The sequence below is a fragment of the Sporomusaceae bacterium genome (assembly GCA_031460455.1).
Lineage (GTDB): Bacteria > Bacillota > Negativicutes > Sporomusales > UBA7701 > Anaeroselena.
Genome location: JAVKTQ010000007.1, coordinates 60,362 through 75,523, shown reverse-complemented (window position 1 = coordinate 75,523; position 15,162 = coordinate 60,362). Strand labels below are relative to the sequence as shown.

Here is a 15,162-nt window from a genome sequence, read left to right as displayed (position 1 = left end):
TGCCGGGAAGCGGGCGCTGTTCAGATTTGGAGGGCGATAGTGTATGCGGAAAAAGCCGATGGTGGGCCTGATCGCGGTGACGGTTATTGCGGGTTGCTTTTTGCTGGCGGGGTGCGGGAGCAAGGAGAAGGCCAGGGAGGAGGCTCCGGTCGTCCGCACTGAGGTTGTGAGGATGGAAGGGGCCGGGCAGTCGGTAAGCTATTCCGGCGAGGTGAGGGGGCGGTACGAGAGCCAGCTCGCTTTCCAGGTGAGCGGGAAAATTGTCAGACGGACCGTCGACCTCGGCAGCACGGTTAACCCGGGCGATACGCTGATGGAAATCGACCCGAAGGATATCAGCCAGGCGGTGGCGGTGAGCTCGGCGCAGGTTTATTCGGCCGAGTCGCAGTTGAGGCTGGCGGAGAGCAACCTGCGACGTTACCGGCAGCTTTATGAACAGCAGGCGGTCAGCCGCGCGCAGTACGAGCAGTATCAGAGCGCATACGACGCGGCGCTGGCTGCCGCACGCCAGGCTTCGGCCCAGCATGCCCAGAGCTCGAACCAGCTGGGGTATAGCGTTTTGCAGGCCGACGGGGCGGGGGTTATTTCCGCCGTGAATGCCGAGGTGGGGCAGGTGGTGAGCGCCGGCCAGGCGGTCGTTACCCTGGTGCGAGACGGCGAGCGGGAGGTGGAGATCGATGTCCCCGAGAACCGCGGCGAGGAGTTGCGCAAGGCTGGGCCGATCAGTGTGAGCTTCTGGGCGCTGCCGGGGATGGCGGTTGTCGGCAATGTGAGAGAGGTGGCCCCCATGGCGGATAAGGTTTCCCGTACTTATAAGGTGCGGGTCAGTCTGCCCGCTTGCCCGCCGGAGGTAAAGCTCGGCATGACGGCGACGGTGACGGTGGCGGCTCCGGCCACAGGGCCGGGAAAAGGAAAGACCGCCTATATTCCCCTGTCGGCAGTTTATCAGACCGGGGATTACCCCGGCGTGTGGGTGGTGGATAACGGCGCCGTAGCCCTCAGGAAGATTAAGGTGGGCTCGTTCGGGGACGGCAGGGTCGAGGTGACGGAGGGACTGAGGGAGGGCGAGACGATCGTCACGGCGGGCGTGCATAAGTTGCGCGGGGGCCAGAAGGTGCGCACGGGTGACGGTCGATGAAGAATACGAATCTGACCGAATGGGCGATTAACCATAAAGGGTTGGTGTACTATTTTATTATCCTGATATTTATCATGGGTGTTTTTTCTTACCGCCAACTGGGGCGGATGGAAGACCCCGATTTTGTCATCCGCCAGATGGTCGTGTCCGCCGTCTGGCCGGGGGCGACGGCCCGCGAGGTGGAGGAGCAGGTCACCGATAAGATCGAGAAGAAGCTGCAGGACACGCCGGGGCTGGATTATCTCAGAAGCTATTCTCGTCCCGGTCAGGCGGTTGTTTACGTTATGCTGAAAGAGTCGCTGAAGGAAAGCGATGTCCGCCCCACTTGGGTGGAGGTGCGCAATCAGGTCAACGATATTAAGGCCTCGCTGCCTTCGGGGGTGGCGGGGGTCTATTTCAACGACCGCTTCGATGACGTTTTCGGGTGTATTTACGCGCTGACCGCCGACGGGTTTTCGTACGAGGAGGTGCGGGACCGGGCCGAGAAGATCCGCCGCATTCTGCTGGGTGTGAAGAATGTCAAGAAGGTAGAACTGATCGGCGTCCAGACGGAAAAAATTTATGTCGAGATCGAAAATAGCAAACTGGCCAAGTTGGGCATCGACCCATCCGTGATAATAAACACCATCAGGGCGCAGAACGCTATGACGGCTTCGGGGATGATCGAGACGGCGACGGATAATGTTTATTTGCGCGTATCCGGTTTGTTCGAGGATTTGGAGAGCATCCGCAACTTGCCTATCCGGGCCGGCCGTACTTTCCGGCTCGGCGATATCGCCAGGGTCGAGCGGGGCTATGTGGAGCCGTTCGACCCGAAGATGTTCGTCAACGGCCAGCCGGCGATCGGTATCGCGCTGTCGATGGATAAGGGGGGCAATATCCTTACACTGGGCGAGGAACTGAGCAAAACGCTGACGCAGATAAAAAAGGATCTGCCGCTGGGGCTGGAGATAATTCAGGTGGCTAATCAGCCCAAGGTTGTCGAGGAGTCGATCGGCGAATTCGTGAAGTCGCTGCGGGAAGCAATCATTATTGTGCTTGCCGTCAGTTTCCTCAGCCTGGGCGTACGCTCGGGGATCGTGGTGGCGCTGTGCATCCCGCTGGTCATTGCCGGGGTTTTTGCGGCGATGAAGATCGCGGGTATCGATCTGCACAAGGTTTCGCTGGGGGCGCTGATTATCGCCCTGGGGCTGTTGGTGGACGACGCGATCATTGCCATTGAGATGATGTCGGTCAAGCTGGAACAGGGATGGGAACGCTTTGAGGCTGCCTGTTACGCTTACAAGGCGACCGCTTTTCCCATGCTGACGGGCACGCTGATAACCTGCGCGGGCTTTATCCCGATAGGTTTCGCCAAGGGGAACGCGGCCGAATTCACCAGCAGCCTGTTCGCGGTGATTACGATCGCGCTGCTGCTGTCGTGGCTTGTTTCGGTTACCGTTACCCCGTTGCTGGGCTATAAGCTGATTAAAGCAAAGGTGGCGGGCGAAGGCGGGCACGATATCTACGATTCGCGGTTTTACCGGCTATTCCGGCAGGTGCTGACCTGGTGCCTCCACAACCGCAAGCTGGTTCTCGCGGTGACGGCGGCGTCGTTCGTGGGGTCGGTTTTCCTGCTGACATTCGTCAGGCAGGAATTCTTTCCGCCCTCGGTGCGGCCGGAGATTATCGTCGAGATGACGCTGCCGGAGGGTTCGTCGCTGCGGGCGACGGAGGCTGAGGCGGCGAGGATGGCCGGGCTGCTGGCCGACGATCCCGAGATCGACAGCTACAGTTACTATGTCGGCCAGGGGGCGCCCCGCTTCGTACTGACCACCGATCCCGTGCTGTCGAGTTCGAATTATGCCCAGTTTGTTATTGTGGCGAAGGATCTGCAGGCGCGGGCCGCTTTGCAGGGGAAGATCGACAAGTTGCTCGACGGCAGCTTCCCGAACGTGCGCGGCCATGTGAAGCTGATTCAGACTGGTCCTCCGTCCCCTTATCCGGTGATGCTGAGGGTCAGCGGCTACGAGCATGAAAAGGTAAGGGGGATTGCCGGGCAGGTGGCTGATAAACTGGCGGGCGACCCCAATCTGGTGGATATTAATTTCGACTGGAACGAGAAGAACAAGGTAATGCGGTTGGCTGTCGATCAGGATAAGGCGCGGCTGCTGGGGGTGGACAGCCAGAGCTTGGCGTCGAGCCTGCAGATGCAGCTGTCGGGGGCGCCGATCACGGAGTTTCGCGAGAAGGATAGAACGATCGCCGTCGTTTTCCGCCTCGAAGACCGGGACAGGAAGGATCTTTCCGCGGTCAGGAATCTCCCCGTCCATATCGGCGGCGGAAAATACGTGGCGCTTGAGCAGGTCGCCAGGATCAGCTTCGAGGCCGAGGAAGGGCTGATCTGGCGTCGGGACCTGAAGCCGACGATTACCGTCCAGGCGGATGTTGTGCCGGGGATTACCGGCAACGATGCGAGCCAGAAGGCTTTTAACAGCCTCGCCGCGCTGCGGGAGAAGCTGCCGCCGGGCTACAGCATCGAAATCGCCGGTTCGCTGCAAAGGAGCAAGGAATCGATCGGATTCCTCGTGCAGCCGGTGCCGGCGATGGTTATCGTTATCATCACGCTGCTGATGCTCCAACTGCAGCGGATTTCGCTGATGTTGCTGACGCTGCTTACCGCGCCGCTGGGTATCATCGGCGTAAGTATCGCGATGCTGCTGACCCAGCGCCCCATCGGCTTCGTGGCCGAGCTCGGCATCCTGGCGCTGGGCGGGATGATTATCCGCAACTCGGTAATTCTCATCGACCAGATCGAGCAGCATATAAAGGACGGGGCATCGCCGTGGGAAGCGATCGTCGATTCGGCGGTGCTGCGGTTTAGGCCGATAATGCTGACTGCCGCGGCCGCCATCCTGGGGATGGTTCCGCTGCTGCCCAGCGCCTTCTGGGGTCCGATGGCGGTGGCAATCGCCGGCGGGTTGTTTTTCGCGACTGTCCTGACCCTGCTTGTCCTGCCGACGATGTACGCGGCCTGGTTCAAGGTGGCGGCGCCGGACCGGGAAGCCCCGGCTTCGGAAAGCGGACACACGGCCGGGCATTAGGGTGGGCGACGGACGAACAGGCGGGTAAAAACACGTGGGGGAGCGCTTAAAGCGCTCCCCCTTCTTTTCGTACAATTTAAATTGTACCGCTAACCGTTTGCCGGCAAACGCAAACGTGTCGTCAGTTCCCGATATTGAATTGCGGGTCCCAGGTCAGATCCATAGATTCGTCATCGGCAGGAAGACCAGGGGCTTGGGTTGGAGTTCCGTCAGGACCATTCACTGGAATCACCCCATTTCCCGGTTGTCAGTTTTGTCTTTTCTGCTCGTCCCTTTGTCTTTATTATAAGACATTACTGGCGGTTTTTCAAGTGCTCATTGTGTATACATATCAGGACATCTTTACCAGGTGGCGACGACCGCACCCTGAAAGCGCCGGCCGATGTAGTCCTTGACGTGGTCGGAATGGTAAGCGGCGATGAGCGTTTTGACCGCAGGGTTATCCTTGTCTTTGGCATGAACGGCGATGATGTGGGGAAAAGGCGAATCGGCTCCCTCGCTGGCGATGGCGTCGCGGGCCGGGACGAAGCCGCCGGCGACGGCGTAGGCGCTGCCCATGGCCGCGAGGTCGAATTCGGGCAGCCGCCGGGCGATATCGGCGGCGTCCACCTCGATGATGCCTATCCTGCGGGGGTTGGCGACAATGTCGGTTGTGGCCGCCTGCAGGCCGGCGCCCGGCCGCAGGGCTATAAGGCCGGTTTTCGCCAGCAGCAGTAAGGCCCGCCCGCCGCCGATGGGGTCGTTGGGGATGGCGACCGTCGCCCCGGCGGGCAGGTCGGCGGTATGGGCGATTTTTTTCGAGTACAGCGCCACGGGGAAGGCGACCGTCTTGGCCACTGCCACCAGCGGCAGCCGGCGGTCGGCGACTACGCTTTCGAAGTAGGGCAGCGACTGGAAGCTGTTTGCGCCGACGTCGCCCGCGAGGAGGAGGGCGTTCGGCTTGAGGTTGTCATCATACTCCAGTATTTCGATCTCCAGGCCGTCTTTGGCCGCCATCTCGCTGGCCGCGTACAGGATCTCGGCGTGGGGGCCGGATGTCGTGGCCACTTTGAGTTTGCTGCCGCTCGTGTGGACGGCGGGACCGAAAACGCCGGCAAGCAGGGCGGCGATGGCGGCAAAGACGATTATCGGCAGAAGGGATTTTTTCATGGGAACCCTCCATATGCTAAAAAGCGGCTGCGGGCGTCGCTAATGACAGTTTATACTGCAGCCGGCTTTTTTTGCAAGTAGGATGTATAAGCGTTTTCACAAATTAAAGAATAAAAGAAGTGAAGCAGGAACGGGGCTGGGAAAGGCCGAATAATTAGGAAACAGATGCGGAGGGTAAAGGAGTTGTTTTTATGCCGGTAAATCCGAGGCTGAAAGATCCCCTCAACGATCAGCTTTTCGCCGGGGTGCTTCTTCTTGAAACAGCGGAGGAGTGCTACCAGTTTTTTGAGGATATCTGCACAATCGGCGAACTGAAGGCGATGGCCCAGCGCCTTGAGGTGGCCCGGATGCTCAAGCACGGCCGCACTTACGACGATATTGTCGCGAGGACGGGGGCGAGCACGGCCACGATCAGCCGGGTCAAACGCTGCCTTTATTATGGCGCGGATGGTTACAAAACGATTATTGCACGCCTGGATGGTGAAGAGACGAAATGAGCAAAAGCCAGTTTTTACCCCAGATTCCTTACGGGACCAAAGATTTTCTCCCCCGCGACGCACGGCGCAAACGGGCGGCCGAGAATGCCCTGGCCGGCCTGTTCGCCCGCTGGGGGTATGACGAGGTCGTGACGCCGACCTTCGAATATCTGGAGACGCTGACGGTAGGCGTCAGCGGCGATCTTGTGCAAAGCCTGTTCAAGTTTTTCGACAAGAATAACGCCATCCTCGCCCTGCGGCCGGATATGACCACGCCGATCGCCAGGGTGGCGGCGACCCGTTTCCGCGAGAGCGTTCCGCCGCTGCGCCTTTTTTACCTGACGAACGTTTTCCGCCAGGAGCAGGCGCAGGCCGGGCGGCAATGCGAATTTTACCAGGCCGGGGTGGAGCTGCTGGGAGCGGGCGGGCCGGCGGCCGACGCCGAGGTGGTGGCTCTGGCGGTCGCCGCGCTGCTGGAGGCGGGGTTGACGAATTTTCAGGTCGGTCTCGGCCAGGTTCAGTTCATTAACGGCGTGATGGCGGAAAGCGGCCTGACGGCCACCGAGCAGCAACGGGTCAAGCAATGCATGGTTAGCCGCGATCTTGTCGGCCTGGGGGAGATTCTGGCCGGCAGTTCGCTGAGTACCGACGCTCAGCGGCTTATCCGCGAAATACCGCTGCTGCACGGCGGCGATAAGGTGGTGAGCGAGGCCTACCGGCTTGTCGGCAACGATACCAGCCGGGCCGCCCTCGACAATCTGGCCGACATCCGCCGCCTCCTCGCCGGCTACGGCGTGGAGCGCTATGTAACGTTCGATCTCGGCCTTATCCGCGATTTCGATTATTATACCGGCATGGTTTTCGAAGGCTATACGCCGGGGCTCGGTTTCCCGTTGTGCGGCGGCGGTCGCTACGACAATATGGTGGCCGCTTTCGGCGTGGATTGTCCCGCAACCGGCTTCGCCATGGGGATCGAAAGAATCCTGCTGGCGCTGGAACGGCAGGGAATAGCGCCGCCGGAAGCAGTGCGCGACGCGTACGTGGCCTGGGGGGGAGGGGCGCTGGCAGTCGCCATCGCCGAGGCCGACCGCCTGCGCCGCGAGGGATTTACGGTGGAGATGGCCCTGGAGGCTTGTTCGCGTTCAGAGGCGGAAACGGCACAGGCGGCCAAGGGCTATGCCAGGCTGATGTACTTCGACGGCAATGTGGCGCAGGGTTAAACAGGTTTTTGCCGCGCTGACCGCCAAGGTGACGGCGGCTGACCGTGAGTTCGTAGCTTCGTGGCTCACACCCGCCGAACAGGCGCTGTTTTTCGCGATGAACCTGCCGGATCAGTGCCACTCTCTCAGGGTCGCGTTTACCGCCCGCCGCCTCGCCGCCGGGCGGGGGGGCGTCGATGCCGGGCTGCTGACGCGGTGCGCCCTCCTGCATGACGTCGGCAAGGTCAAGGGAGATGTGAGCACGTTCGATAAGACATTCGCCGTCCTTGCGCACCGGTTTGCTCCCGGAAAGGCCGCAGGCTGGGGGCGGCCGGGCCGCGGCGGCAGAGTCGCAAATCTCCGCCACGCCCTCCATGTTTATTTCCATCACCCGGAGCGGAGCGCGGCCGTGTTGGCGGACATCGGCGCCGACGAGCGGCTGCTCGCGATAATTCGCCGGCACCACTGGCCGCGGTCGCCCGGCGAGCCGCCGGAGCTGACGATATTGCGCGAAGCGGACGATTTGCATTGAAAAGGGCCAAAAGGAATAATCCTTTTGGCCCTTGAAACATTATTACTTATCAATAGCCTTTAGCCTTGTCGATGATGTTGAACATCTCGCGGTTCTGGGTGTAGCGGACAAGGTTGTCAACGAACAGCTTGACGGCCCGGTCGAGGTAGTAGGGCGAAATGGCCGCGAGGTGCGGGGTGACGATGACGTTGTCCATCGCCCACAGCGGGCTGTCGGCCGGCAGCGGTTCGTTCTCGAACACGTCGAGGCCGGCGCCCTTGATTACGCCGAGCTGCAGGGCGATCGCCAGATCGGCTTCGCGGACGACGGCGCCGCGGGCGATGTTGAAGAAATAGGCGGTGGGTTTCATGGCCCGGAATTCTTCGAGGGTGAACAGGCCGGCCGTCTTGTCTGTCAGAGGCACTGCCGAGACCACGAAGTCGGAGACGCCGAGCATCTCATGGAGTTGTTCGGGCTTATAGAGCTTGTCGACGAAGATCTCGGTCGTCATCTCCTGCTTGGTGGCGACGACTTCCATGCCCAGCCCTTTTGCTTTTTTGGCGATTTCGCGGCCGATGCTGCCGAGACCGACGATGCCGATGGTCTTTTCGTGGATTTCATCCGTGGGCACCCTGTTCCAAATGACGGCCTGCTGCTGGCGGATGAGCAGGTTGAGGCCGCGGGTGAAGGCCAACATCATCGCGAAGATGTGCTCGGACACCGGGATGCCGTGAATGCCTTTGGAGTTGGTGAGGATGGTGTCGCTGGTCTGGATCTCCGGGAAGGTCAGGCTTTCCACCCCGGCGCTCAGGGCGTGGACCCATTTCAGGCGGGGCGCAACCAGGTAAAGGGGGCGGATGTCCGTCCAGCCCCAGGTGACCAGGATATCGGTAGCGGCAATGTGTTCGCCGGCATGCTCAAGGTCGGTTACGGTCACGGTGCTGCTTGGCATCGCGGCGGTGATGGCGTCCTTGTGGCGGTCGGCCAGGTTGTTGAGGACGAGTATGTTGAGCGCGCTCATGTTGAGCCCCCTTACGAGGATTATTATCTGTCAAATACTTCTACACATACGTAAAAATTCCTACTGAGGGGTTGACGAATCAATTGTCTCGGTGATATCATATTACCATGTTAATACTTTAAATAACTAAAGCGAGGGTGCGCTGATGACTTCCAGTGATATGAATTACCTGACGATCGCTCTGCCGAAGGGGAAACTGTTTGCACCGGCCGCCAGACTGCTGGTCGCCGCCGGCTACACCGCCGACGGGCTGAGCGAGGATTCCCGGCGGCTGGTCATCGCCAACGAGGCGCAAAAGATCAGGTTCGTCATCACTAAGACGGCTGACCTTCCCACGTACGTAGAGTACGGCGCCGCCGACGTCGGTATAATCGGCAAGGACGTGCTCGCGGAAGAGAACAAGAATGTTTACGAACTCCTCGATCTCAAGTTCGGGCTTTGCCGCATGGTGGTGGCCGTGCCCGAGGCGCTGCGCCGGGAGAAATTGACCGACTATGCCCATATGCGGGTTGCGACCAAATACCCCAACACGGCCGAACGGTTTTTTCGCGATGCCGGCATCCAGATGGAGATAATCAAGCTTGGCGGCTCGATCGAACTTGCCCCGATCGTCGGGCTGGCGGAGATGATCGTCGATCTGGTGGAAACCGGTCGTACCCTTAAGGAGAACAAGCTCGCCGAGGTCGCCCAGATGAACCAGGCGACCGCCAGGTTCATCGCCAACCGGGTGAGTTTCAAGATGAAATTCGACCGCATCAACCGGTTGACCGAGGATCTCAGGCGGTTGGCCGAAAGCGAGAACAGATGATGAAAATGATCGACGCCCGCAATAAATCTTTGGAAGAAATAAAGCCTTTTCTCGTGAAGCCGCCTTTTGACGCTGTGGAACTGGGCGAAGGGGCGCGCGCCCGGGTAAAAGCGATGTTCGGCCGCGAGCTGACGGCGGCCGAGGTGGTGGCGAGGATTATCGCCGACGTCCGCGGGGAAGGCGACGCGGCTTTGCTGCGTTATACCGAACTGACTGACGGCCCGCGGCTGACGCCTGACACGATGGTTGTGAGCGAGGCTGAATTTGCCGCCGCCAGAGAGGCGGTGGAACCTGCTGTTATGGCGTCGCTCGCGAAGGCGATCGCCAATGTCCGCCGCTACCATGCCGAGAAGGTGCCGAAGTCTTGGCTGACCGAGCGGGAGCATGGGGCGAAGCTCGGTCAGAGGTGCCTGCCGCTCGAACGGGTGGGCGTGTATGTCCCCGGCGGGACGGCGGCTTATCCTTCGTCGGTGATTATGAATATCGTGCCGGCGGTTGTGGCCGGGGTTGCTGAGATTATCATGGCTGTTCCGCCGGCGAGGGACGGCAGCGTTAATCCTTATGTGCTGGCCGCCGCCGAGGCAGCCGGGGTCACGACGGTGATCAAGGCGGGCGGCGCCCAGGCGATTGCCGCCCTGGCGTTCGGCACCGCCACCGTGCCCAAGGTGGACAAGATTACCGGACCGGGCAACATTTTCGTCACCTTGGCGAAAAAGGCGGTGTATGGTTACTGCGACATCGATATGCTCGCCGGTCCCAGCGAAATCCTCATCGTCGCCGACGGCAGCGCCGATCCGGCTTATGTAGCCGCCGATCTGCTGAGTCAGGCCGAGCACGATGTGCTGGCGGCGAGCATATTGATCACCGACAGTCCTGCTCTGGCGGCGGCGGTCGAGCGGGAGACGGCCCGCCAGCTCGCCGCCCTGCCGCGGTCCGACATCGCCGGCGAGGCGCTGGCGCGCAACGGGCTGATCATCATCACCGGCGATATCAACGCCGCGATGGAGCTTGCCAACATCGCCGCCCCCGAGCACCTGGAGATTCTGACCGCCGATCCGTTTGCCCTGCTGCCGGCGGTAAGGCACGCCGGCGCCGTGTTCCTAGGGCCGTATTCGCCCGAGCCGCTGGGCGATTATCTGGCCGGCCCCAATCATGTGCTGCCGACCGGCGGCACGGCCAGATTCTACTCGGTACTGTCGGTCGAGACGTTTATGAAAAGAACGAGCGTTATCGCTTACACCGAGGCGGCTCTGAGCGCGGCGGGCGAGGACGTCATCCGCCTGGCGACCGCCGAAGGGCTGGAGGCGCACGCCAATGCGGTACGGATAAGGAGGCGTAAAGATGTGGCAGATTCGTCCCGGACTTGACAGTATTAAGTCGTACTATGTTCCCGATATCGCCTGGCCGGTCAAGCTGGACGCCAACGAACGGGCCGAGGCGCTGCCGCCGGCGGTGCAGGCGAGGATAGCCGAACGCCTTACGGCAATTGCGGGCAACCGTTACCCCGAAATCGGCCAGCACAGTCTCAAGAAGGCGCTGGCCGTCGGGCTGGGGCTTGAACCGGAAAACATAGCCCTCGGCAACGGCTCCAGCGAGGTGCTGGCGGCCATCTGCCGGGTTTTTGGCGGTGTGGGGCGGAAAATCGTTTATCCGCACCCGTCGTTTTCGATGTACAAGATATATTGCCGGCTGGCCGATAGCGAGCCGTTGACGGTGGAGCTCGACGCCGGGTTCGCGCTCGCGCCTGAGAAGGTTTTCACCACCGCCCTGCAAGAGCAGGCGGGCCTGATTATCCTTTGCAATCCCAACAATCCCACCGGCGGCGCGATGTCCCTGGAGGCGGTGGAGTACATCGTGGCCGGCGCCCGTTGCCCGGTGGTGGTTGATGAAGCTTACGGCGAATTCGCCGGGCAGTCGGCCTTGCCGCTTCTCGGCAAGTATCCCAACCTGATCGTCGCCCGCACCTTTTCGAAAGCGTACGGCCTGGCCGCCGCCCGTGTGGGCTACGCCGCGGCCGGCAAGGAGATAATCGCCGCCATCGGCAAGGTGCTGCTGCCTTATCACATAAACGCATTTTCGCTGGCGGCCGCCGAGACTGCCTGGGAGATGAGGAGCGAGTTCGCGCTCGGCATCGTCCGGACAATGGCCGAACGGGAGCGTGTGGCGGCGAACCTCCGGGAAATGTCCGCCGTCGAGGTATTCCCGTCGGCGACCAACTTCCTGCTCTTAAGGAGCAGCCGCGCCAAGGAACTGGCCGATTATCTGGCCGCCCGGGGGGTAGGAGTGCGGGATTTCAGCGCCGCGCCGGCCTTAGCAGGCTGCCTGCGGGTCACAGTCGGGACGGCGGCCGAGAACGATTTGTTTCTGGCGGCCACCGGGAAATTTATCCGTGGTGAGGTGTAGATGATGGAACGTGTCGGCAGTGTCGACCGCAAAACAACAGAGACAGATATCAAGCTGACCGTGGGGCTGGACGGCTCCGGGCAGGCAGAGATCGCCACCGGGGTGGGCTTTTTCGACCATATGCTGGTGCTGTTCGCCAGGCACGGTCTGTTTGACCTTGACGCCAGGGTGAACGGCGATCTTCACGTCGATGCCCATCACACGGTGGAGGATACCGGCATCGTCCTCGGCCAGGCGCTCGCCAGGGCGCTGGGCGACAAGAAGGGCATTCGCCGTTACGGCACAGCCTTTGTGCCGATGGACGAGGCGCTGGCGATGGTGGCCCTCGATGTGAGCGGCCGGCCCTTTCTCCAGTACGATGTGGAGGCTCCGGCCTGCGTTATCGGCAGCTATGCCGGCGAACTCACCGAGGAATTCCTGCGGGCGCTGACAGTGAACGCCGGGCTGACAATCCATGTGCGCCTGCTGGCGGGCAGGAACGCCCACCATATCCATGAGGCGATTTTTAAGGCGCTCGGCCGGGCGCTCGCCGAGGCGACCCGCGTCGATGAGCGCATCGTCGGCGTCATGTCGAGCAAAGGAGTATTGTAGTGGGTAACGTGATCGCGATCATCGATTACGGGGTAGGCAATCTGTACAGCGTGGAGAAGGCGTTCACCCGTCTGGGCGCGGCTGCGGTCGTGACCAGCGATCCTGCGGCGATAATGGACGCCGCCAAGGTGGTGCTGCCTGGCGTGGGCGCCTTCGGCGACTGCATGAGCAACCTCGCCGAGTACGGTCTCACCGACGTCGTCCGCGCGGTGGCGGCCAAGGGCACGCCGCTGCTCGGCATTTGCGTGGGGCTGCAAATTCTCTTTGACGGCAGCGAAGAGGACCCTGGGGTGCCGGGGCTGGGGATTTTCCCCGGCATGGTGCGCCGTTTGGTCGCCCCGGGCCTGAAGGTGCCGCATATGGGTTGGAACAGCCTGGAGTTTAGCGGGGCGAGCCCGCTGTTTGCCGGGATGCCGGAAAACCCCTATGTTTATTTCGTGCACAGTTACCACGCCGTGCCGGACGACCCCGCCCTGATAACGGCCTGGACGGAGTACGGCGGCAGAGTGACGGCGGCCGTGGGCCGGGGCAATGTGCACGCCGTTCAGTTTCACCCCGAGAAGTCCGGCGACGCCGGTCTGAAAATCCTCGCCAATTTTAAGGAGCTTGCCATATGATAATCTTTCCCGCGATCGATATCCGCGGCGGCAAATGCGTGCGCCTCACCGAGGGCCGGTTCGACGCCGAGACGGTTTATGCCGACGACCCTGCGGCCATGGCGCTGCGCTGGGCGGCCGAGGGGGCGGAGTATCTCCATGTCGTCGACCTCGACGGCGCTCTTGCCGGTCAGCCGGTAAATATGGCGGTCGTCAAGCGGATCGCCGCGGCGGTGTGCATCCCCGTCCAACTGGGCGGCGGCATCCGCACCCTCGCCGCTGTCGACGCCGTCCTCGCGGCCGGCGTGGCGAGGGTCATCCTCGGCTCTGTGGCCGTAAAGCAGCCGGAGCTGGTGAAGCAAGCCTGCGCGGCTTACGGCGACCGCATTGTTGTCGGCATCGACGCCAAGGACGGCGTCGTGGCCGTGGAGGGGTGGGGCGTGAGCGGCGGCGTGGGAGCGGAGGAGCTTGCCGCCCGCATGGCGGCCGCCGGGGTGGCCCGCATAATTTATACCGATATTTCCCGCGACGGTACCCTCACCGGCGTCAACGTGTCCGCCACCAGCTCCCTGGCCAGGGCGGCGGGCGTGCCGGTCATCGCCTCCGGCGGGGTGAGCAGTCTGGCCGATGTAGCCGCGGTAAGGGCGGCGGAGGCCGACGGGGTGGAAGGGGTCATCATCGGCAAGGCCCTTTACACCGGCGCGGTCAGCCTGCCGGCGGCGCTGAAAGCGGCCCGGGGGGAGGAGGGCGCAGCGTGTACACGAAACGGATAATCCCCTGCCTGGACGTAAAGGACGGGCGGGTAGTCAAAGGAACAAATTTCGTCGGCCTCCGCGACGCCGGCGACCCGGTGGAACTGGCGTCGGTCTATGACCGCGAGATCGCCGACGAGCTGGTTTTCCTCGATATTACCGCGTCGGCCGAGGAACGCGATACGATGGTGGATGTGGTCAATAGGACGGCAGCCCAGGTTTTCATCCCCTTTACCGTCGGCGGCGGCATCCGCACACTGGCCGACATCAGGACGATGCTGAAGGCAGGCGCAGATAAGGTGTCGCTCAACACGGCGGCGGTGAAGAACCCGAACATCTTGGCCGAGGGCGCCAAGCGCTTCGGTCGTCAGTGTATCGTGCTGGCAGTCGATGCCCGCCAGGCCGGGCCGGGCAAGTGGGAGGTCTATGTAAACGGCGGCCGCACCTCGACCGGCATCGACGTGCTGGAGTGGATCAAGGAGGGAACCGCTCTCGGAGCGGGGGAGATCCTCCTCACCAGCATGGACCGCGACGGGACGAAGGACGGCTATGACATTCCCCTGACGCGGGCGGTTTCCGAAGCGGTGGACGTGCCGGTGATCGCCTCGGGAGGGGCGGGCGAACTTGCCCATTTCTACGATGTGCTTGTGGACGGCAAAGCCGACGCCGTGCTGGCCGCGTCGGTGTTTCACTACGGACAGTTCACCGTCCGCCAGGTGAAAGAATATCTCCGCTCGCGCGGTGTGGAGGTCAGGCTATGAACATGGATATGATTAAATTCGATCAGCAGGGCCTTGTGCCGGCGGTCGTCCAGGACGCCGCCTCGGGCGCGGTGCTGATGCTGGCGTATATGAACGCGGCGTCGCTGGCCAAGACGCTGGAAACAGGGGTGACCTGGTTTTACAGCCGCAGCCGGCAGGCGCTGTGGCAGAAGGGCGAGACCTCGGGGCATGTTCAGAAGGTACGCGAGGTTTACTACGACTGCGACGGCGATACGCTGCTGGTCAAGGTGGACCAGCAGGGCGCCGCGTGCCATGAGGGCACATTTTCCTGCTTCAGCCGCCGCCTGGATGGGGCCGAGACTGAGCGGGACACGTCAGCGGCCGCCGATTATCAGCCGGCGATGACGGTGTTGTACGATCTCTATAACGTTATCAACGACCGCAAGAAGAACCCCAAGGAGGGCTCCTACACTAACTACCTGTTCGCTAAGGGACGGGACAAAATCCTCAAAAAGGTGGGCGAGGAGGCGGCGGAGACGATCATCGCCTCGAAGAACGACGACAAGCAGGAAATCCTCTACGAGATGGCCGATCTGTGGTACCACTGCCTTGTGCTACTGGCCCACCACGACATCACGCCGACAGAACTCTTCGCCGAGCTCAAGAGCCGGCGGAAATGAAACGGATTTTTTGGACGAAAAGCGGTTGAGGGA

At 61.8% G+C, this 15,162-nt stretch carries 15 protein-coding genes; 13 read left to right on the top strand and 2 right to left on the bottom strand.

Features of this window, described 5'->3' with window-relative positions:
- Positions 1–43 precede the first annotated feature (43 nt).
- Both RIN56_11780 and RIN56_11775 read left to right on the top strand, forming a co-directional pair.
- Positions 44–1,138 carry an efflux RND transporter periplasmic adaptor subunit gene (locus tag RIN56_11780; protein ID MDR7867491.1) on the top strand — a complete coding sequence of 365 codons (1,095 nt, stop codon included), beginning with the start codon at positions 44–46 and terminating at the stop codon, positions 1,136–1,138.
- On the top strand, positions 1,135–4,221 hold the full coding sequence (locus tag RIN56_11775) for an efflux RND transporter permease subunit (protein MDR7867490.1): 3,087 nt from the start codon (positions 1,135–1,137) through the stop codon (positions 4,219–4,221). The genes RIN56_11780 and RIN56_11775 overlap by 4 nt, the downstream gene beginning before the upstream one ends.
- 342 nt (positions 4,222–4,563) lie before the next feature.
- On the opposite strand, the gene RIN56_11770 is transcribed toward RIN56_11775, so the two are convergent.
- A complete protein-coding gene (locus tag RIN56_11770; GenBank protein MDR7867489.1) occupies positions 4,564–5,370 on the bottom strand; it encodes a MetQ/NlpA family ABC transporter substrate-binding protein in 807 nt (268 codons plus the stop codon).
- A 191-nt stretch (positions 5,371–5,561) separates the two neighbouring features.
- On the opposite strand from RIN56_11770, the gene RIN56_11765 reads away from it, so the two are divergent.
- From RIN56_11765 to RIN56_11755, 3 genes are read left to right on the top strand one after another with little or no spacing between them, the layout of a single operon-like run.
- Positions 5,562–5,867, top strand: a complete 306-nt coding sequence (locus tag RIN56_11765) for a YerC/YecD family TrpR-related protein (GenBank protein ID MDR7867488.1) — start codon at positions 5,562–5,564, stop codon at positions 5,865–5,867.
- A complete protein-coding gene (hisZ, locus tag RIN56_11760) occupies positions 5,864–7,066 on the top strand; it encodes an ATP phosphoribosyltransferase regulatory subunit (protein ID MDR7867487.1) in 1,203 nt (400 codons plus the stop codon). Before RIN56_11765 ends, hisZ begins: the two co-directional genes overlap by 4 nt.
- Positions 7,050–7,577 (top strand): HD domain-containing protein, encoded by a 528-nt coding sequence (locus RIN56_11755; GenBank protein MDR7867486.1) that lies wholly within the window; start codon positions 7,050–7,052, stop codon positions 7,575–7,577. The genes hisZ and RIN56_11755 overlap by 17 nt, the downstream gene beginning before the upstream one ends.
- Positions 7,578–7,626: 49 nt before the next feature.
- Here RIN56_11755 and RIN56_11750 read toward each other — a convergent pair whose 3' ends face one another.
- Positions 7,627–8,577: a D-2-hydroxyacid dehydrogenase gene (locus RIN56_11750; GenBank protein MDR7867485.1), complete on the bottom strand. Its 951-nt coding sequence runs from the start codon at positions 8,575–8,577 to the stop codon at positions 7,627–7,629.
- Positions 8,578–8,722: 145 nt separating this feature from the next.
- Here RIN56_11750 and hisG point away from each other — a divergent pair, with 145 nt between their 5' ends.
- Genes hisG through hisIE form a run of 8 tightly spaced genes read left to right on the top strand, consistent with a single transcriptional unit; the run spans position 8,723 to position 15,129 of the window.
- The gene (hisG, locus tag RIN56_11745; protein MDR7867484.1) at positions 8,723–9,385 is read left to right on the top strand and encodes an ATP phosphoribosyltransferase; all 663 of its coding nucleotides are present in this window, start codon (positions 8,723–8,725) and stop codon (positions 9,383–9,385) included.
- The gene (gene hisD, locus RIN56_11740; GenBank protein MDR7867483.1) at positions 9,385–10,752 is read left to right on the top strand and encodes a histidinol dehydrogenase; all 1,368 of its coding nucleotides are present in this window, start codon (positions 9,385–9,387) and stop codon (positions 10,750–10,752) included. The genes hisG and hisD overlap by 1 nt, the downstream gene beginning before the upstream one ends.
- On the top strand, positions 10,727–11,788 hold the full coding sequence (hisC, locus tag RIN56_11735; protein MDR7867482.1) for a histidinol-phosphate transaminase: 1,062 nt from the start codon (positions 10,727–10,729) through the stop codon (positions 11,786–11,788). Before hisD ends, hisC begins: the two co-directional genes overlap by 26 nt.
- 3 nt (positions 11,789–11,791) lie before the next feature.
- Positions 11,792–12,379, top strand: a complete 588-nt coding sequence (hisB, locus tag RIN56_11730) for an imidazoleglycerol-phosphate dehydratase HisB (protein MDR7867481.1) — start codon at positions 11,792–11,794, stop codon at positions 12,377–12,379.
- Between the two features lie 8 nt (positions 12,380–12,387).
- The gene (gene hisH / locus RIN56_11725) at positions 12,388–12,996 is read left to right on the top strand and encodes an imidazole glycerol phosphate synthase subunit HisH (protein MDR7867480.1); all 609 of its coding nucleotides are present in this window, start codon (positions 12,388–12,390) and stop codon (positions 12,994–12,996) included.
- Complete coding sequence (gene hisA / locus RIN56_11720; GenBank protein ID MDR7867479.1) at positions 12,993–13,748, top strand: 1-(5-phosphoribosyl)-5-[(5-phosphoribosylamino)methylideneamino]imidazole-4-carboxamide isomerase; 756 nt, start codon at positions 12,993–12,995, stop codon at positions 13,746–13,748. Before hisH ends, hisA begins: the two co-directional genes overlap by 4 nt.
- Positions 13,730–14,488 carry an imidazole glycerol phosphate synthase subunit HisF gene (gene hisF / locus RIN56_11715; protein ID MDR7867478.1) on the top strand — a complete coding sequence of 253 codons (759 nt, stop codon included), beginning with the start codon at positions 13,730–13,732 and terminating at the stop codon, positions 14,486–14,488. The genes hisA and hisF overlap by 19 nt, the downstream gene beginning before the upstream one ends.
- Positions 14,485–15,129: a bifunctional phosphoribosyl-AMP cyclohydrolase/phosphoribosyl-ATP diphosphatase HisIE gene (hisIE, locus tag RIN56_11710; GenBank protein MDR7867477.1), complete on the top strand. Its 645-nt coding sequence runs from the start codon at positions 14,485–14,487 to the stop codon at positions 15,127–15,129. Before hisF ends, hisIE begins: the two co-directional genes overlap by 4 nt.
- Positions 15,130–15,162: the final 33 nt, after the last annotated feature.